This window comes from Archangium sp. (genome assembly GCF_057119385.1).
Window position 1 is genome coordinate 32959 of sequence record NZ_DBNGVP010000163.1, and the last position, 16781, is coordinate 49739.

Sequence of the window (16781 nt, forward strand, 5' to 3'; positions counted from 1 at the left end):
TGTGGATGGCCGGGACCCCCGCTGTGGATAACCCCCCGGGTGATCCACACCCTGTGGATGGCCGGGGATAAGCGCCAACTTCCCCACATGTAGCAGGTTCGGGATTCCTCAGGGGTTCCGCGAGCTTGCTGACTTTTCCACAAGCCCACAGCCCCTTCTGTTACCTCTGATCTAAATAAATACCTATTCACTCAGTACAGAAACAGAGGGCCCTGGGGACAAGTGGAACTGTGGAGAAACACCCCCGGCCCATGGCCATCGGCCACCGGCTGCCGGACAGCGGCTCCCGGACCCGGCAGGCCCCTCAGTACCGGCCCCGGATGAGCGAGACGAGGGTGAGGCGGGCGCGAGGGGCATCCAGCTCGATGCCCACGTCGCAGCCGGCCAGGAGGAACTCCAGGGTGACGGGGCCGTGGCGGGGCAGCAGGCAGCGCTCCTGCCAGGCCTGGACGGCGAGGCGGAAGAGCTCGCCCAGCAGGGTGTGCCGGGTTTCGGATGGCAGCTGGTCCATCCCGGGCTGCAGCTCGTACGGGATGCAGACCGTGAAGGCCTGCGCCAATTGCTCGGAAATGGCGGATTCGATGGAAGCCATGACTGGGGAACTTGCGAGAAGCATACCGGGAGGAGGGCCTGTGTTTTCGGGGGTTTGGCGGGACTCCCCCCCGGGGTGGACCGTAGAAACGCCAGTGCCCGCGAGGGTGGGGTGGTGAACGGGAGGAAGGAGGATGTGGGGCGGGCCCCCTCGTGCCTGGGAGGAGCGAGGGCTATAGCCGTGGGAGCGGGGGCTCACGCATGGCGAGCGGAACGAGAGTGGACGGTTGGGGGCGGGTGCTGGCGGCGGTGCTGCTGTGCGGGCTGCTGGGGGCCTGCCGTGAGGAGCAGCCGCCCCTGGTGGGCTCCTCCAGCCAGGTGCGCTTCTCGCAGGAGGCGCTGGCCTTTCCGGCCACGTACGTGGGTGCCACGCGGGAGGCCTCGGTCCGGCTGGTGAGCGCGGGGCGCTCGGGGGTGAGGGTGGTGTGGAACGGGGTGCAGGGGCCCTTCTCGGTGGAGGGGCTGCCCGCGGAGGTGAGGCCCTCGGAGGAAGCCTCGGTGAAGGTGCGTTTCACTCCGGGTGCGGAGGGGACGTTCTCGGCCACGCTGGTGGGCACGGACGAGGCGGGCCGCACGGTGACGCTGCCGCTGTCCGGGGAGGCGCGGCTGGCACCCCCCTGTCCCATGCCCTCGGCCTGCCACCGCTTCACGTTCGACCCCGAGCGCGAGGAGTGCGTGGAGGAGGTGCTGGAGGACGGCACGGGGTGCGATCCGGGCAACGCGTGCGTGCTGGACGCGGTGTGCCAGCAGGGCCGCTGCAAGGGGCGCGAGCGGGTGTGTGACGACGGCAACGCCTGCACCACGGACGTGTGCAGCCCGCTGGATGGGTGCCAGCCGGTGCCGGCGCCGCCGTGCCCGGGGGATGGGGCGTGCCAGGAGGGGTGGTGCGATCCCTCGCGGGGCTGCCAGTTGAGGCCCGCGCGCAACGGCACCTTCTGTGGCGAGGCCCGCGGGTGCGATCTGGCGGACGTGTGCGTGGAGGGGGCGTGCGTGAAGAGGGATCCGCCGGACCACTTCGTGTGCGCGCCGGCCTCGCCGTGCCAGGGAGAGGGCCGGTGCAAGGGCTCGGTGTGCGAGCGGCCGCCGGCGAGGCCGCTGGTGCCGGACTGGACGTACGACGCGGCGGGGCGGGATCAGAAGCTGCACGATCTGCTGGTGGGCCCGGAGGGGGACGTGACGCTGGCGGGCTTCTTCGAGAAGCCGGTGCTGGACGCGGCGGGGGAGGCGCCGGTGCAGGCGCAGGTGACGGGGCGGCGGTGCATGTTGTGGAACGAGCGGCTCTTGTGCATGGACCTGCCGCAGCAGGGGAAGGTGTCGCTGATGGAGCGGGCGACGGCGGCGCCGCGGTGGAGCTTCGATCTGGGGAGGGCGAGGCCGGACATCGCGGGGAAGTCCTCGACGCTCTTCATGGCGAGGCTGGCGGTGATGGCGCCGGATCGGCTGGCGGCGCTCTTCGAGGCGTACCCGGCGGGGCAGGACTCGAGGACGCAGTGCCGGCTGTACTACCTGGTGGTGCTGGACGCGGCGGGAGGGCTGGTGTCGGCGCAGCTGCTGGAGGATGCGCTGCTGTCCGAGTGCAACCACCCGCACCCGTTCGGGCTGGCGTCGGATCCCTCGGGGGACCTGTACGTGACGTTCAGCCCGACGGTGAACCCGGGGGCGCCGCTGAGGGCGGGGGCACCGACGCTGGTGATGGCGTTCTCGTCGGACGGGGTGCCGCGCTGGAGGAGGACGCTGCCCTTCCCGGGAGGCGAGCTGGGGCTGGTGCGGGGGCTGCTGCTGCCGGAGGGAGGAACGGAGCCGCTGCGCACGTCGGATGGAGAGCCGGTGAAGGCGCTGCCGTCGAAGCTGGGGAGGGCGGTGGCGACGCGCGAGGTGCTGGTGCCGAGCCCGGCGGGAGCGACGGTGAATCCGGACGGGGTGCCGGTGGAGTCACCGCGGTTGGAGGGGTACGCGGTGCCGGGGTTGGAGCCGGCGTGGACGTACCGGCTGCCGGCGGGGAGCAGCTTCGTGTCGAAGGAGCTGCGGCTGGGGACGTGGCCGGAGGGAGGGGTGAAGCGGACGATGGTGCTGGGCTTCGCGACGGAGGGACGGAGGCCGGTGCTGGTGGGCGTGAGGGCGGGGGATGGGAGCGAGGCCTTCCGGTGCGAGCTGGGGTACTCGCCGAAGACGATTCCACAGCTGTTCGAGCTGGGACCCGGGTCGCTGACGATGATGGACGGGGCGACGAGCTGCGGGGAGTGCGATCCCCCGTTCTCGGAGAGCAGGGCGCGGTTCCAGCGCTTCACGCTGCCGGGACTGGAGCCGGCCGAGGCCCCCTGGCCGGGGACGTTCGGCGGGCCGGGACATGATCACCACGAGGACCCGGTGCGCGCGGCGCCGTGAGGCTGCCAGAGCCTGGTGGCATGGACCGGACAGGAAGGGCTCCGGAACACCACCTTTCAGGTCATAAAAAGGGTGCATTCACGCCGTGCGGCGTCTAACATTCCCCGGGATGACCATCTCCTGGTTACCCGCTCAGCTCGAAGCCGTGTCCGAAGTGCTCGACAGGTATCCTGCGGAGAGCAATCGCTGTGAGTTGGCTGCAAGGGAGCTTCTCCCCATTGCCCGTCAGCTCGAGGTGGCGGCGAGAGCGCGCAAGCTGTTTCCCGTTGAAGGCCGCTTCCTGGTTCCCAAGCGTGGGGTACGTTGGTGGGAGCATGTCGCCGTGCACGTGCAGCAGCATGTCGTCGACGCGCTGACCGGTGCCCATGGCACTCCCGAGCAGTCCTATCTTGACCAGCACTATCTGTATCCCGACCGCCTGGCCTGGCGGGAGTGGGACGAAAAGGAAGTGGCGGTGAAGCAATGAGCCTGTTGCAACGGACTCTGCTCGAATTCATTGATGAGCGGCTCGAGTCACTCCTCCGGGTGCCGGAGATGTGGGGGTCGGACGAGAGCGTCGAGTTGCAGGTGCTGCAGTTGCTGGAGCTCCGCCTGCTCACCCTGAGCCCTTCCTTGAAGGAGGAGGTGGCGAGGGTTCAACAGGAATACGTCCGATATATCCGGGAGATGTTTCCAGGTGAGCCGCCCGAGTCGCTGGCTGCGTTGCTGTCGAGGCAGGGGCGTGGCGCGGAACTGACCCGCGTACTGCGGGGGTTCGTTGACATGGAGCGGAGAAGGGCCCAGGAGGCCCTGGAGCGATTCCCCTCGGGCAGGCGTTTGCTCGATGATGTGCCCGGACAGCAACGTCCCCTTCGTCACTACGAGCTGAATTGATGTACGCCACCGCGCATCGGGTGTCCCGGAACGGTCAGACGGGCGTCAACGCCTTCCTGTACCTGCATGGTCGGGACTTTCCCTGGCCCGAGAATGCCTCCTCGCTTCCGGATACGAAGCCGGGAACACCGACGGATCGTCAATCCATCTCGGTCCCACCCGGGAGCAATCCCGTCCATTCCTACCTGGATGTGGTCGCTCCGGATGGAACGCCCCGAGCCATTCTCCTCGAAGCCTTGAAGCTGTTCCGCCAGGATGTCTCCGAGCGAAGCAACCCGGCGCTCTTTGTCTTCGGCGAGGTCACCCTTCGGTTTGGAGTACGGATTGGCCTCGAATCGGAGCGTGACTCCGAGCTCGACCGGCTGCTCGTATCCCTGGAGCAGGTGCTGCCGCCGGTCTGAGGGACGCCCGAGGAGCATCCGGGGGAGCACCCGTTCCTGGCTCGCGTCCGCGCCCCTAGCTTGAGGGGGTGATCGACGAAAGGCGGTGACACCGTGACACAGCCCCCGTTTCCGAGGCGCGGCCTCCTCGCTCCCCTGGCGGCGGTGCTGGTGTGGGGTCTCGGCCCGCTCGCCGCGGCCCAGGTCACCGCCTCCGCCCGCGAGCCCCTCCTGCTCCAGGTGGGCGAGCGCCGCTTCCAGCTCCAGGTCGGCTCCCAGGCCATCTCCGGCAGCGGGCTCGAGCTGCGCCGCGTCCAGGGAGGCCTGCGCGGCAGCCTGAAGGGCCAGCCCGTGGAGCTGAAGTGGAGCGAGGACGGCGACATCACCGGCCGGGCCGCCGGCGCGTCCGTGCGGCTCGATGCCATCCCCCGCGCCCCCCAGCCCGGGCTCGTCCTGCGCGGTTGGTTCGGCGCGGATCCGGCCGAGCTGACGCTGACCCCCACGGGCATCTCCGGCAGCGTGGGCGGCTGTGACTACTCGCTGCCCCTGGCCGGCAACCGCTACGCCGGCTGGCGCACGTGCGACACCCTCCGCGGCCCACCCTCCCCCGTGACGCTGCGGATTCCCGACGACATCGTCCCGCTCGGCCTCGCCGAGGAAGGCGCCCTCCTGGCCCTCCTGCTCTCGGACGAGGCCCTTCCTCCGGCTCCCTCCCCGGGGGAGACACCGGGCGTGGGCGGCTCGGGCTCCCCATCTCCATGAGGAGAACCCAGACACAGGAGGCTCCCATGGCACGCAAGGCGTTGGCATGGCTCGCCGTGCTCGGGCTGGTGGCCCCGGCGGGCGCGCAGGAGGTACTGGACGCGGTGCCGGAGGATCTCCCCGACAACATGGACGAGTTCCGCAGGACGCCGCTCTCGGATGACTCTCCCGTCACCGCCGAGGACCTCCCCATCACCGACGAGACGGCGGGCGTGGGCGGCTCGGGGACGGCGGGCACCGGCGAGGAGGCCCGCCAGGGCGAGCTCTACGGCGAAGTGGTCAACGTACGGGGGGATCAGCTCTGGCTGCGGCATGGCGGGGCCGTCTTCCCGCTCGAGCTGACGCCACGGACCCGCTTCACCCCGGATCGGAGCCAGGCGCTCCAGCCGGGACGGGAGGTGCGGGCGCGCTTCACGCTCGAGAAGGACGGTTATGTGGTGAACGCCCTGGAGCCCGCCGGGCAGGTGCCGGCGACGAAGCAGCCCGGGGAACGGTGAGGGAGAAGAACGGATTGCGTGCACGCAGCGCCGGTCTGGGGTAATGCCGAGTCTCGTGCCGAGTGGGAGAGCGATGGAAGACCGTCCGTACGTCCTCATGTCCAGGGACGAGCCGTCACAGCCTCCCGCGTCGACCCGGATACCGATGCAGACCGAACCCGCCGCCATCGCCTTCTGCCGGGAGGTGTTGCCGGCGGTGTCACGCACCTTCGCGTTGAACATTCCCGTGCTGCCGCGCCCGTTGGACACGGCGGTGATGGTGGCCTACCTGCTGTGCCGGATCGCCGACACGCTGGAGGACGAGGCCCACGGCCCGGCGAGCGAGGTGTTGCTGGCGGAGCTGGCGCGGCTGAGCACGCTGCCGGCGGGGTGGGAGGCGGACGCGCGGCGCTTCTCGGAGGAGGGGGCGCGGGTGCTGAGGGCGCAGGCGCCGGAGGCGGAGGTGCGGCTGGTGGAGGGGACGGCGCGGGTGCTGGAGGCGCTGGCGCTGCACGCGGCCCCGGTGCGCGAGCACGTGGCGGCCTGCGTGGCGACCATGACGAAGGGCATGGGGAAGATGGGGGACAAGGGCCGCGCCTCGGGAGGAGGCCTGGGGCTGGCGAGCCTCGAGGAGACGCTGGAGTACTGCTACTACGTGGCGGGGACGGTGGGGGAGATGCTGACGCGGCTCTTCCAGTGGTACTCGCCGGCCATCGCCGAGCGCGCGGCGGCCCTGGAGCCGAGGGCGGTGGCCTTCGGTAACGCGCTGCAGCTCACCAACATCCTCAAGGACGTGCGCGAGGACCTGGAGCGGGGCAGCTGCTGGCTGCCGAGGACACTGTTGGCCGAGCACGGCCTGACGCCCGAGGCGCTGCTGGAGCCGGGCAACCGGGGCGAGGCGATGAAGGCGCATGGGCAGATGGTGGCGGTGGCGCACCGGGAGCTGCGCAAGGCCTTCGAGTATGTGATGGCATTGCCGGGGCAGGAGCGGGGCATCCGCCTGTTCTGCCTGTGGCCGCTGTTCCTGGCGGTGATGACGCTGCGCAAGCTGTATGGCAACGCGGCGGTGCTGGAGCGGCGGGCCGTGAAGGTGTCGCGGCGCACGGTGAAGTGGGTGGTGGCCTCGACGAAGCTGCTGGTGGGCCAGGACGCGGCGTTGAAGCTGATGTTCTCCACGCTGACGGCCCCGCTGCCCCGGTAGCCCCTCAGTTCCATGGCAGGGCGGAGCGTTTCGTCCAGTAGGTCTCCGGTGGCTCGCCGAGGCGGCGCAGCTTCTCCCATGCCTCGTCCCCGAGCCTCACCTCCAGCGCGCGCACGTTGCTCTGGAGCTGCTCCACGGTGGTGGCCCCGCTCAGCACCACGGATACCCATGGCTGCGCGAGCACCGCGGCGATGGCCACCGCGTCCACCGTGGCGCCCAGGCCCGCGGCCACCTCGTGCAAGGACCACAACGCCGGATCCTCGTTGCGCGCCGTGAGCCGCCCGTTGGCGACGGCCTCCTTGATGATGACACCCCAGCCCGCCGCATGGGCCTCGGCGAGCACCGGTCCCGCCGAGGGCTCCAGCAGGTTCCACGTGGCCTGCACGCAGGAGAACAGCGGCGAGCCGCCGGCACGTATGTCCAGGGCCCGCCGCAGCACCTCGGCCTGCCGGGGCCCACTGAGCGACAGCCCCACGCGCACCCCCGAGTCCCTCAGCCGTCCGAGCTCCTCCCGGACTCCCGTGTCCTCCAGCACGCCGCTCTCGAAGGTGGCCGAGTGGATTTGATACAGCCGCAGCCAGGGCCCGAGCAGTGTCTGGCTTTCGGCCCACTGCCGGCGCAGGGTGGGCAGCGAGTGGTCCTTCACCTCGTGGCGCTCGGCGTCCACGCGCCAGTTGGCGGTATAGGTGTAGCCCCACTTGGAGCCGGCCACGACGTCCTCCGGGCCCAGGCCGCGAGCCTTCAACCACGAGGCGAGGAAGGCCTCGGCCCGGCCATAGGAGCGGGCGGCATCGAAGTAGCGGACGCCCGAGAGGTACGCGGCATCCAGCACCTCATGGGCCTGGCGCTCCAGGGCCTCGGCGGAGCGATCGCCGCCGAGATCCTCCGCATGGCCGAGGGTGATGTACCCGGGGCGGCCGAGCGCGGCGAGTCCGAGGCCCAGGGGAGACACGGCGGGCCCGGAGGCCCCGAGGGTGCGTGACATGGCCTCCTGCCTACCCGAAGCGGGTGGCCGTGGGGAGGCTCGTGCGGCGGCTCTGCGGGAGAGTGGACGGCCGGATTGTGGAGAATTTGGGGACGGAGCCGGTGCCTTCCTGTAACCGAAAAGGGTCGAGGCACTTATCCACAAGATATGAGCCAGGAGAGACGAAGCCGATACGGGGTGCTGCTGCTCCTGCCGTTGTTGGTGCTCGGGGGGCTGGCGGCCGGGAAGCCGGAGTCCGGGCATTCACATGGCGAGGGCACGAAGGTGTACGCCGTCCAGAAGACCGAGGCGGAGTGGAAGCAACAGCTCACGCCCGAGCAGTACAGGGTGTTGCGCCAGAAGGGCACGGAGCGCGCCTTCACGGGGAAGTACTGGGACCTGAAGGCCGCCGGCACCTACCACTGCGCGGCGTGTGGACAACCGCTGTTCAGCTCGGAGACGAAGTTCGACTCGGGCACGGGCTGGCCGAGCTTCTGGCAACCCCTGCCCGGCGCCGTGGACACCCACGAGGACAGGAGTGGGTTCATGGTGCGCACCGAGGTGGTGTGCAGCCGTTGCGGCTCGCACCTCGGGCACGTGTTCGACGATGGCCCGGAGCCCACGGGCCTGCGCTACTGCATGAACTCGGTGTCGCTCGACTTCCGGCCGAAGTGAGCCTCACGCGCCGCGCTTGCGGAACACGACGGTGAAGTTGTTGCTGGGCATGTCGATCACCCGATCGAGCTCCAGCCCGTGGGCTCGCGCCTCCGCGGTGACGGCGCCCAGCTCGCGCACACCCCAGGCCGGGTTCCGCTCGCGCAGCGAGGCATCGAAGGCGAGGTTGCTCGGCGCGGTGGGCCGGCCCTCGATGAAGTACGCCCCGTAGAGGATGAGCGGCCCTCCGTGCGGAAGCACCCGCGCCGCACCGCGCATCAATCCCTGACACGCCTCCCACGGGGAGATGTGGACCATGTTGATGCACACGATGGCGTCCGCCGACTCCACGGACCAGGGGGAGGCACTGGCATCCAGCGCGAGCGGCTCGAGCACATTGGGCAGACCCTCGTCCCGGCGCCAGGCCTCGATGCTCGAGCGGGCGACGGCGTCCGCATCGGTGGGCTGCCACACGAGCCGCGGAAAGGCGCGGGCGAAGAAGACGGCGTGCTGCCCGGTGCCACTGGCCACCTCGAGGACATTTCCCCGCGAGGGCAGGAGCTCGCGGAGGACGGGGAGGAGGGGCGCGCGGTTGCGTTCGGCGGAGGGGGCGTGCTGTTTCATGGGTTGCGCATGCTCCCCCGACGATTGCTCCCCCGTCACAAAAATCCGCCCGATATCCCCTCTCCCCCCGGGATAGGAGCCCCCCGTCGTTCAAAGGGGGGGCAAGCCCCCCGGGGTGAGGGTATCCGAGTCCGTGTTCATCCCTGGAAGCGAGACTCCGCGTGCCTTGATTCCCTCTGTGCCCGGGGAGAGGCTCACCCGGTGCTGCCCTTCCTGCAGAGCCATCTGTCTTTGATCGCGGGAGTCCTCTTCACGCTGCTGGTCATCGGGGTCCGGGCGGCGAGCGCGGACGCGCAGTTCCGCAAGGAACTCCAGGGAGCGCTCGGCTTCCTGATGACGTTCCTGGTGCTGCGCGTGGTGGACGGGCAGTTCGGAGATGTACTGCACCCGCGGGTCCTCCCGCTGCTGCGCGTGGCGTGGATGCTCACGTTCGCCTTCGGCGGCATCCGCGCGGGCATGTCGCTGGGCGTGCTGACGCTGACGCGCCTGGGCATCCGCACCCCGCCGCCGAAGATCCTCCGGGACGTGGTGGAGATCTCCCTCTACGTCATCGCCGTGGTCCCCATCCTGCGCGCCGAGCTGGCCATCGATCTCACGAGCCTGCTGGCCACCTCGGCCATCGTCTCGGTGGTGCTGGGTCTCGCGATGCAGGACACGCTGGGCAACCTCTTCGCGGGCCTGTCGTTGCAGCTCGAGCGCCCGTACCAGGTGGGGGACTGGGTCACCATCAAGGAGATCACCGGGCGGGTCGTCCAGGTGGCGTGGCGCGCCACGAGGTTGGAGACGTCACGCAAGGAGATCATCACCCTGCCCAACAACATCTGCTCCAAGGAGGCGGTGAAGAACTACTCGCGGGGCGGGCAGCCGGTGGGGGTGGACCTGTCCTTCCATGGCCCGTACGACCGGGCGCCCAACGAGGTGAAGGAGGCGGTGCTGGAGGTGCTGGAGCAGGTGCCGCTGGTGCTGGGCGTGCCGCCGCCGATGTGCCGCTCGGTGGGCTTCGAGGAGCTCGGCATCCGCTACCAGGTGCGCTACTACGTGGAGGACTACTCGAACGCCGACGCGGTGATGGCCGAGTTCTACACGCGCATCTGGTACCGCTTCCGGCGCGAGGGCATCGAGCTGCCGGCGCAGCGCAAGCTGAACATGCCGCTCGGGGCACCGGGCTCCGAGTTCTCCGAGGAGCTGGTCGCCGACATGCTGCGGCGGGTGGACCTCTTCAAGGTGCTGCGCGAGGAGGAGCGGACGAAGCTGCGGCGGGAGATGGTGGCGCGGCGCTTCGCCCGGGGCGAGCACGTGATTGTCCAGGGCGAGAAGGGCAACACCTTCTACCTGGTGGGCCGGGGCGAGCTGAGCGTGCGCACGGGAGGGGTGGAGGTGTCGCGGCTGTCGCGGGGCAACTACTTCGGGGAGATGTCGCTGCTGACGGGCGAGCCGCGCACGGCGACGGTGGTGGCGCTCACGGACGTGGTGCTGCTGGAGCTGGGCCGGCCGGTGTTCGCGCGCCTCTTCGAGGAGCACCCGGAGCTGGCGCCCAAGCTGTCCGGAATGCTGGCGCACCGGCGCATGCAGCTGGAGGCGGCGATGACGGCCTCGGGCGAGACGCTGCCCATCACCGAGGAGGTGGACATCCTCGGCCGGCTCAAGAGCATCTTCCGGCTCGACTGAGCCCTGGAAACGAGAAGGGTGGAGACATGGAGCCCCCCAGCCCCATGTCCCCACCCCGGTACCTCGTGATCCGCGGCCCGTCCTACTTCAAGAGCTACTCGTACCGCACCTGAGAACCGCCCGAGCTGTTCACCTGTACGCTCGCGGGCTTCTTCCCGGCCTTCACCGTCGAGCCACCGGACAGGTTGCCCTGGATGCTGCGCTCGGGGGAGGCCTCGACGCGGGTGCCGCCGCTGGCGTTCACCTGGAGCGACTCGAGCCGCAGCTTGCCGGCCTCGATGACCGAGCCGCCGCTGCCGGTGACCTTCAGCTCACCCGCGCTGCCCTCGAGGCTCAGCTCCGAGCCGCCGCTGGCCGCCACCTGGACGTTCTTCGAGTCCACCCGGGTGAGCTCCACCTCGGCGCCCCCGCTGGCGGCCACCTCGAAGGTGTCCACGCGGGTGGCCTCGGCGTCCACGTCGGCGCCGCCGCTGGCCGCCACGCTCTCCACGCGCGGGCTGGTGACGTACAGGCGGACGTTCTTCAGGCCCTTGCCGAAGTAGGACGATCCCTTCTCCACCTGCGTCGTCAGCACGCCGTCCTTCACCTCGAGCTTCACCCGGGCCAGGTCGTCCTTGCTGCCCTCCAGGCGTACCGACTTGGGACCCGGTTTCACCTCGGCGTGGATGCCATGGGCCACCGCCACACCGCGGAAGTCGGGGACCTCGATCTGCCCGGCCTTGGCGGCGTCCTGCGCGAAGGCGGACGTGGAGGCCAGGAGGGCAACGGGGAGGAGCAGGGAGCGCAGCTGCATGGTGGAACCTCGGAGAAGGGAGAGGCCGCGGGGCCTCGTGTTCCTCGAGGTACGCACCGCCGCGCGAGCGATTGCACGCGGGCCGCCCGGCCGCTCACTCCCGGACGAGCTTCTCGAGGGGCGCGCGGATGGAGGTGACCTCGCCCGCCTTGATCTCCACCGGGAGCTTCAGGGTCTTGAAGCGGGGAGCCACCAGCCGCAGGGTGTACTTGCCCGGCGCGAAGGGCACCCGGAAGAGGGGCGTCTCGCCCAGCACCTGGCTGCCCAGGTACACCTTGGCGTAGGGCTCGGTGGCGAGCGTCAGGAAGCCCTTGTTCCCCGAGGGCTCGGCCGCGCCCGTACGCTCGCGCTCCAGGGCCTGCCAGGCCCGATCCGCCTCGTCCGCCGTGGTCACCTGCTCGGGCGACGTCTCCACGTTGGACGCGGTGCGTGGGGCCGTCCGGCGCGAGGTCGTCCCCTTGCCGCGCTTCGCCGGTTGCGCCGGCGCCTCGTCCTTCGGGGAGGCCTCCGTGGATTCATCCGGCGGCGAGCCCGGAGCGGTGCCCGCGTTCTCCTCTGGCGGCACGGCGGCCAGGGCTTCCGTGGGGGCGGCGGCGTCCGGTGGAGCGCTGGCTTCCGGCGGGGCCGCGGCGGCGGTCTCGGGGGTGGCGGACTCCGGCATGGCGCTCGCGGCGGCCTCGGGGGCGGTGGCCTCCGGCGTGGCGTTCGCGGCGGCGGCCTCGGTGCTCTCGGGAGTCTCGGGAGCGGGGGCGGAGTCACCCGGGATGGCGGGTGCGGTCCGGGCCTCCGGTGGGGACTCCGTGGCGGGGACCGCGGGGGCCTCCGGTGGAGGCGGGAAGAGCTGGGAGGACACGAGCCCCCCATCCAGCCTCAGCACCACGAGGGTGGCGAGTCCTCCCACGAGGAGCAGGAGGAGCAGCGCGGCCCACAGCACTCCCCGGCGCGAGGGGGCCGAGGGGGCCGAGGGGGCCGCGGGGGCCGTGGCCTCGCTGTTGGTGAGGGTGGCCTCCTCCGAGGGATCGACCTCCCGCTTCACAGGGGTGTGTCTGCGGGAGATGGGCTGGGGATGGACGGGCGTGAGCTCTTCCTCGTCCGGCTCGTCGCTCCGGGGCCCGGGGAAGGAGCGGGAGGCCGCGGGCGGTTCCGGCCCATCGTTCTCGGGCTCCACCGGCCGCGAGGGCGTGGCCGGCGGCCGGAGATAGGGAGCGGTGAGGAACTCCGGTCCCTCGTCGTCCTCGGGCTCCGGCGTCCGGGCCAGCGGCGCGCGCCGGGCGGGCGCGGTGGGGCTCTCGGAGGGGAGCGGGGGAGTTGCAGGCAACGTGGACGAGCCGGTGGGCAGGGTGACGGCGTCCTCGGGCTCCGGCGAGGGCCGGCGGGCGACGCGGGTGGAGTCGTACCGGGGCTGGGTGGCGTCCGAGTCCGAGGCGGCGGGCTGCTCGCCGGCGGGCGAGGAGCGGGGCGGCCGGATGACGGCGGTCTTCAGCCCGGGCTCGTTCTCCGGGAGGGCGGGCACGGCATCGGAGCGGCCCAGGCTGCCGCGAGGGCGCGGCTCGGCGCGGGCCGGCTCCGGAGCCGCGGCCCGGTTCTGCTCCACGGGCGTGGGGGAGCGCACCGGGCGGGGCGGCTCGGTGAGGACGGGCAGCGAGGGCAGGGTGGAGGGATCCACCTGGGCGCGGGCCGGGGCGGACGGAGCCGGGGCCCGGGGCGGCTCGATGAGGACGGGGAGCGAGGGCAGGGTGGAGGGATCCACCGGGGCGCGGGCCGGGCGGGCGCGGGCCGTGGCCGTCTGGACTCCGGTCTCCTCGGGAGGAGGAGGCGGCGTGGAGGGGAGCTGGGACGAGGAGGTGGTCCGCTTGTCCCCCGGGAGCGCGCCGGGAGGCTTCGCGACGACGGGGTAGGGGACGAGCTCCGTCTGATCCGGCCGTTCGCGGCCGGGCGCCGGGAGGTGGGGCGCGGAGATGATGGGGAAGCGCGGCGCGTTGGGCGTGGGCGTGCGCGGGGGCGGGCCCGCGGCGGCGGCCGCCTCGGGAGGAGCCGGCGGCGGGACGGGCGCGTCCTTGTCCGGGAAGAGCTGGGCGAGCTTCACCACGCCCGTGCCGTCGACACCGGCGCGGCCACTGGCCAGCAGCTGCCGGGTCTGCTCGCGGCGCTCGGCGAAGAGGCGGCGCAGCAGCTCGCCATTCTGCTCGGGCAGCCAGATGAGGGGGCCCGCCGCGCGCTCCAGGGCGCGGGCGAACTCGAGCGTGGTGGCGTACCGGTCCGCCCGCTTGCGCGCGAGCGCCTTGAGCACGATGGCATCCAGCTCGGGGGGGATGGCCTTGTTGGCGCGCGAGGGCTCGGGGATGGGGTTCTTGAGCACCGCCTGCACCACGGCCGCCGGCACCTTGCCGGGGAAGAGCCGCATGCCGGTGAGGCACTCGTGCAGCACCACACCCAGGCTGAACAAGTCGCTGCGGGCATCCAGCGGCTCGCCGAGAATCTGCTCGGGGGACATGTACCCGCTGGTGCCCTTCACCATGCCCACCACGGTGCGGCTGACGGCGGACAGGCTCTTGGCGATGCCGAAGTCCAACAGCTTGGTGACGCCCTCGTACGTCACCATGATGTTCTTCTCGGCCACGTCGCGGTGGATGACGGGCGAGGGGTGGCCGAGCGCGTCCGTGAAGGTGTGCGCGTAGTGCAGCGCGAGCGCGGTGTCCCTCACGGTGGCGAGCCCGAGGCCCATGGGCATGGGCTCGTTGGTGGCGCGGCAGGCGCGGGCCACTTCCAGGAGCGTGGCGCCGGGGACGAACTCCATGGCGAGGAACAGCTCGTCCTCGTCCACGTCCAGGTCGAACACCTGGGCGATGTGGGGGTGGTTGAAGGCGGCGGTGACCTTGGCCTCGTCCAGGAACATCTGGACGAACTCCTCCTGGCCCTGGATGTCCGGGAGGATCTTCTTGAGCACCACGGGCTTGTGGAAGCCGGCCAGGCCCCGCTTGGAGGCGAGGAAGATCTCCGCCATCCCACCGGTGCTCAGACGGCAGAGCACCTCGTAGTTGCCCATCTGCCGGCCGCGCACATCACCCGGCGCGAAGGGGAGCTTCGACCCAGCCATTCGAGAAAACCAAGCTTATAGGACTCGGGGCTCGAAGGTGAAAGCCACCCCCGTGATTTTCACCGTAATTCTTTGAAATCGCTTGATCCCGGAGAAAGGGATGCGCAACGGGCGGATTGCGCAATGGAATCGTTGCGCAATATCCTCGTTGCACGATTCGAGCAGCGGACGGGGAGCCGACATGCCACCGAGGAACATCGCAGGCGCGCCAGCGCGGGGACCGGACTTCTGGGGCCGGGAGAGGGACGTGGAGGTGGTCTGGAAGCTGCTGGAGCGAGGGAGCGTGCTGCTCACGGCTCCGAGGCGCTGGGGCAAGTCGTCGCTGATGTACGCGCTGCATGATCAGCCGTGGCCCGCCTGGAGCGTGCGGCAGCTGGATGTGGAGTACGTCGAGACGCCCGCTCAGTTCCTCACCGAGCTGGCGGCCAGTCTGATGCAGCTGGATCCAGTCCTGGGGATGCTCAAGAAGACCAAGGAGCTCCCCACCGATGATCTGCGCATGGCCCTGCTGCGGCACGGTCTGGACAAGGTCGAGCTCGATGACCTGGTGGCGCGGCTCGAGTCCGACTACTACGTGACGCGCAGCGGGGGTGAGGTGCGCTTCCACAGCAACTTCCTGAAGGACTGGTGGCTGCGAAATGCCCCGGGAGTCCGGAGGAAGCCATGAGCCAGCGCGCGCCCCTGCTGTTCAATCCCTCCCGGGCCTCCTTCGAGGAACTGGAGAAGACCTTTGTTGGCAGGTGGCCGCAGATGGAGGCGCTCGAGCGCGACCTGCTCGCGGATGGCGCGGGTCCGAGCACCCGGCACTGGCTGCTGATAGGGCCTCGTGGCTCGGGCAAGAGCCACTTCACGGAGCTGCTCAGCCGGCGGCTCCGGCAGAACCATGGGTGGGGCGTCGCCCGCCTGCCGGAGGAGCACTACCAGGTCGCCAGCGTGGCGGAGCTGCTCGAGCAGATCATCATCCGCCTGGAGGGGCTGAAGGCTTCTCCCTTCGCGCAGGAGCGGGATCCGCGCAAGGTGGAGGAGCTCGCGATCGATCGGCTGAGGTCGTGGAGGCAGAAACATGGGAAGCCCTGCCTCGTCGTCCTGGAGAACCTGGGCCAGTTCCTCGATCGGAAGCTGACGGCGCGCCGGGACCAGAGCCGTTTGAGGGAGGTCCTGATGCAGGAACCGCCCTTCATCCTGCTCGCCACGGCGACCAGCTATGTCGAGGCCACGGTCGAGCACAGTGCCCCCTTCTACGACTTCTTCCAGATCAACACGCTCGAGGAGCTATCCAGGAAAGAGGTCATCGGGCTGGTTCAAGCGCGTGCGCAATGGGACCAGGACGAGAACCTGCTTGGGAAGATGGAACAGGTCAGGCTCCGCATCGAGGCCATCTTCCACTTCAGCGGGGGTAATCCAAGACTCGTGCTGGCGCTGTATGGCGTCCTGCGGCACGGCGTCACGGAGGATCTGCATACCCAGCTCCTCGAACTGCTCGACGAGGTGACTCCGTATTACCAGGCACGACTCAACGATGTTTCCCCGCAGATGGTCCGCATCCTGACCGAGATGGCGTTGGCTGAAGGCCCGCTGACGCCGACGGAGGTCGGGCGCAGGACGCGGCTCACCACACCACAGGTCACGGCGAACATCACCAGGCTCGTCAACGAGCGATTCGTCTGTCCGGGGGGGCGGCCCGAGGACCAGCGCAGCCGCTACTACGAGCTGACGGATCGCCTCTTCCGGATCTGGATGCAGATGCGCGAGGGCGAGTCCATCCGCCAGCGGTTGCATTTCCTGACGGAGTTCTTCCAGCACTGGTATGGCCGCAACCCGGAGGAACTGAATCGTGACACCGCTCGTGTGGCCCAGACCTTCCTCGGGTCTGACTCCCAAAGAGGGCCTGTGGCAGAAGAATTGGAAGAATGGCTCTCGGAGTTGCACATCGGGTCAGGCGTGATGGAAGAGACGTTCCGCACCCACATGCCCCGGCTGGCGCGCGTTCCCAGCCTCCGTCCCCACGTCCTGGAGTGCTACCGGCGCCTGCGGGAGAGGGGCATCCTCGCGGAGGACATTCCTCCCTACTCCACCGCTCTCACCGTCCAGGAGGCACCCTCGACACAGAGAGCACTCAGCGCCCTGCACCCGGAGATGCGCGAGGCAGTGGTCCTGCTCCTGGGCCTCGCTTCCGGCGAGGCGGTGAACTCCAAGCAGCAGAGCACCGCGTAGCGGCCCATCCGCCAGCCGCGCGCCTCAGCCGGAGCGAGGGGGCACCTCGAACCGGCCATTCGCGAAAACCCCGCTCGTAGGACCGGCAGCTCCGGAGCG

Annotated in this window: 16 protein-coding genes; 11 read left to right on the top strand and 5 right to left on the bottom strand. The window is 70.2% G+C overall.

Annotation, left to right across the window (positions count from 1 at the left end):
- Positions 1-304: 304 nt before the first annotated feature.
- Positions 305-592, bottom strand: coding sequence for a hypothetical protein (locus AC16DP_RS39475; RefSeq protein WP_329733106.1), 288 nt, complete (start codon positions 590-592; stop codon positions 305-307).
- Positions 593-792: 200 nt separating this feature from the next.
- Between AC16DP_RS39475 and AC16DP_RS39480 the strand changes: the two genes are divergently transcribed.
- The 7 genes from AC16DP_RS39480 to AC16DP_RS39510 all read left to right on the top strand — a co-directional run bounded on the left by AC16DP_RS39480 (position 793) and on the right by AC16DP_RS39510 (position 6668).
- Positions 793-2976, top strand: a complete 2184-nt coding sequence (locus AC16DP_RS39480) for a tenascin-X (protein ID WP_329733105.1) — start codon at positions 793-795, stop codon at positions 2974-2976.
- Between the two features lie 109 nt (positions 2977-3085).
- Complete coding sequence (locus tag AC16DP_RS39485; RefSeq protein WP_329733104.1) at positions 3086-3442, top strand: hypothetical protein; 357 nt, start codon at positions 3086-3088, stop codon at positions 3440-3442.
- The gene (locus tag AC16DP_RS39490) at positions 3439-3849 is read left to right on the top strand and encodes a hypothetical protein (RefSeq protein ID WP_329733103.1); all 411 of its coding nucleotides are present in this window, start codon (positions 3439-3441) and stop codon (positions 3847-3849) included. Before AC16DP_RS39485 ends, AC16DP_RS39490 begins: the two co-directional genes overlap by 4 nt.
- A complete protein-coding gene (locus AC16DP_RS39495; protein ID WP_329733102.1) occupies positions 3849-4250 on the top strand; it encodes a hypothetical protein in 402 nt (133 codons plus the stop codon). The genes AC16DP_RS39490 and AC16DP_RS39495 overlap by 1 nt, the downstream gene beginning before the upstream one ends.
- Before the next feature lie 93 nt (positions 4251-4343).
- Positions 4344-4991 (top strand): hypothetical protein, encoded by a 648-nt coding sequence (locus tag AC16DP_RS39500; protein ID WP_329733101.1) that lies wholly within the window; start codon positions 4344-4346, stop codon positions 4989-4991.
- 26 nt (positions 4992-5017) lie between these two features.
- Positions 5018-5488: a hypothetical protein gene (locus AC16DP_RS39505; RefSeq protein ID WP_329733100.1), complete on the top strand. Its 471-nt coding sequence runs from the start codon at positions 5018-5020 to the stop codon at positions 5486-5488.
- 145 nt (positions 5489-5633) lie between these two features.
- Positions 5634-6668: a phytoene/squalene synthase family protein gene (locus AC16DP_RS39510; protein ID WP_329733099.1), complete on the top strand. Its 1035-nt coding sequence runs from the start codon at positions 5634-5636 to the stop codon at positions 6666-6668.
- Positions 6669-6672: 4 nt separating this feature from the next.
- Here AC16DP_RS39510 and AC16DP_RS39515 read toward each other — a convergent pair whose 3' ends face one another.
- Positions 6673-7653 carry an aldo/keto reductase gene (locus tag AC16DP_RS39515; RefSeq protein WP_329733098.1) on the bottom strand — a complete coding sequence of 327 codons (981 nt, stop codon included), beginning with the start codon at positions 7651-7653 and terminating at the stop codon, positions 6673-6675.
- Between the two features lie 177 nt (positions 7654-7830).
- Between AC16DP_RS39515 and msrB the strand changes: the two genes are divergently transcribed.
- On the top strand, positions 7831-8307 hold the full coding sequence (gene msrB / locus AC16DP_RS39520) for a peptide-methionine (R)-S-oxide reductase MsrB (RefSeq protein WP_329733097.1): 477 nt from the start codon (positions 7831-7833) through the stop codon (positions 8305-8307).
- A gap of 3 nt (positions 8308-8310) precedes the next feature.
- Here msrB and AC16DP_RS39525 read toward each other — a convergent pair whose 3' ends face one another.
- The gene (locus AC16DP_RS39525; protein WP_329733096.1) at positions 8311-8910 is read right to left on the bottom strand and encodes a DUF938 domain-containing protein; all 600 of its coding nucleotides are present in this window, start codon (positions 8908-8910) and stop codon (positions 8311-8313) included.
- Positions 8911-9111: 201 nt separating this feature from the next.
- Here AC16DP_RS39525 and AC16DP_RS39530 point away from each other — a divergent pair, with 201 nt between their 5' ends.
- Complete coding sequence (locus AC16DP_RS39530; RefSeq protein ID WP_329733095.1) at positions 9112-10578, top strand: mechanosensitive ion channel family protein; 1467 nt, start codon at positions 9112-9114, stop codon at positions 10576-10578.
- Between the two features lie 94 nt (positions 10579-10672).
- Here the strand turns inward: AC16DP_RS39530 and AC16DP_RS39535 are convergent, their stop codons facing one another.
- Together AC16DP_RS39535 and AC16DP_RS39540 are read right to left on the bottom strand one after the other, a co-directional pair.
- On the bottom strand, positions 10673-11371 hold the full coding sequence (locus AC16DP_RS39535) for a head GIN domain-containing protein (RefSeq protein WP_329733094.1): 699 nt from the start codon (positions 11369-11371) through the stop codon (positions 10673-10675).
- A gap of 94 nt (positions 11372-11465) precedes the next feature.
- The gene (locus tag AC16DP_RS39540) at positions 11466-14468 is read right to left on the bottom strand and encodes a serine/threonine-protein kinase (protein WP_329733093.1); all 3003 of its coding nucleotides are present in this window, start codon (positions 14466-14468) and stop codon (positions 11466-11468) included.
- 181 nt (positions 14469-14649) lie between these two features.
- On the opposite strand from AC16DP_RS39540, the gene AC16DP_RS39545 reads away from it, so the two are divergent.
- Together AC16DP_RS39545 and AC16DP_RS39550 are read left to right on the top strand one after the other, a co-directional pair.
- Positions 14650-15135, top strand: coding sequence for a hypothetical protein (locus AC16DP_RS39545; RefSeq protein ID WP_329733092.1), 486 nt, complete (start codon positions 14650-14652; stop codon positions 15133-15135).
- Positions 15132-16682: an AAA family ATPase gene (locus tag AC16DP_RS39550; RefSeq protein ID WP_329733091.1), complete on the top strand. Its 1551-nt coding sequence runs from the start codon at positions 15132-15134 to the stop codon at positions 16680-16682. Before AC16DP_RS39545 ends, AC16DP_RS39550 begins: the two co-directional genes overlap by 4 nt.
- Positions 16683-16781 lie beyond the last annotated feature (99 nt).

Excerpts from the sequence above, each read along its gene's own strand:
- AC16DP_RS39545 (WP_329733092.1), top strand. The coding sequence starts at position 14,650 with ATGCCACCGAGGAACATCGCAGGCGCGCCAGCGCGGGGACCGGACTTC.
- AC16DP_RS39485 (WP_329733104.1), top strand. The coding sequence starts at position 3,086 with ATGACCATCTCCTGGTTACCCGCTCAGCTCGAAGCCGTGTCCGAAGTG.
- AC16DP_RS39495 (WP_329733102.1), top strand. The coding sequence starts at position 3,849 with ATGTACGCCACCGCGCATCGGGTGTCCCGGAACGGTCAGACGGGCGTC.
- AC16DP_RS39480 (WP_329733105.1), top strand. The coding sequence starts at position 793 with ATGGCGAGCGGAACGAGAGTGGACGGTTGGGGGCGGGTGCTGGCGGCG.
- AC16DP_RS39550 (WP_329733091.1), top strand. The coding sequence starts at position 15,132 with ATGAGCCAGCGCGCGCCCCTGCTGTTCAATCCCTCCCGGGCCTCCTTC.
- AC16DP_RS39515 (WP_329733098.1), bottom strand. The coding sequence starts at position 7,653 with ATGTCACGCACCCTCGGGGCCTCCGGGCCCGCCGTGTCTCCCCTGGGC.
- AC16DP_RS39475 (WP_329733106.1), bottom strand. The coding sequence starts at position 592 with ATGGCTTCCATCGAATCCGCCATTTCCGAGCAATTGGCGCAGGCCTTC.
- AC16DP_RS39510 (WP_329733099.1), top strand. The coding sequence starts at position 5,634 with ATGCAGACCGAACCCGCCGCCATCGCCTTCTGCCGGGAGGTGTTGCCG.
- AC16DP_RS39535 (WP_329733094.1), bottom strand. The coding sequence starts at position 11,371 with ATGCAGCTGCGCTCCCTGCTCCTCCCCGTTGCCCTCCTGGCCTCCACG.
- AC16DP_RS39505 (WP_329733100.1), top strand. The coding sequence starts at position 5,018 with ATGGCACGCAAGGCGTTGGCATGGCTCGCCGTGCTCGGGCTGGTGGCC.
- AC16DP_RS39490 (WP_329733103.1), top strand. The coding sequence starts at position 3,439 with ATGAGCCTGTTGCAACGGACTCTGCTCGAATTCATTGATGAGCGGCTC.
- AC16DP_RS39525 (WP_329733096.1), bottom strand. The coding sequence starts at position 8,910 with ATGAAACAGCACGCCCCCTCCGCCGAACGCAACCGCGCGCCCCTCCTC.
- AC16DP_RS39540 (WP_329733093.1), bottom strand. The coding sequence starts at position 14,468 with ATGGCTGGGTCGAAGCTCCCCTTCGCGCCGGGTGATGTGCGCGGCCGG.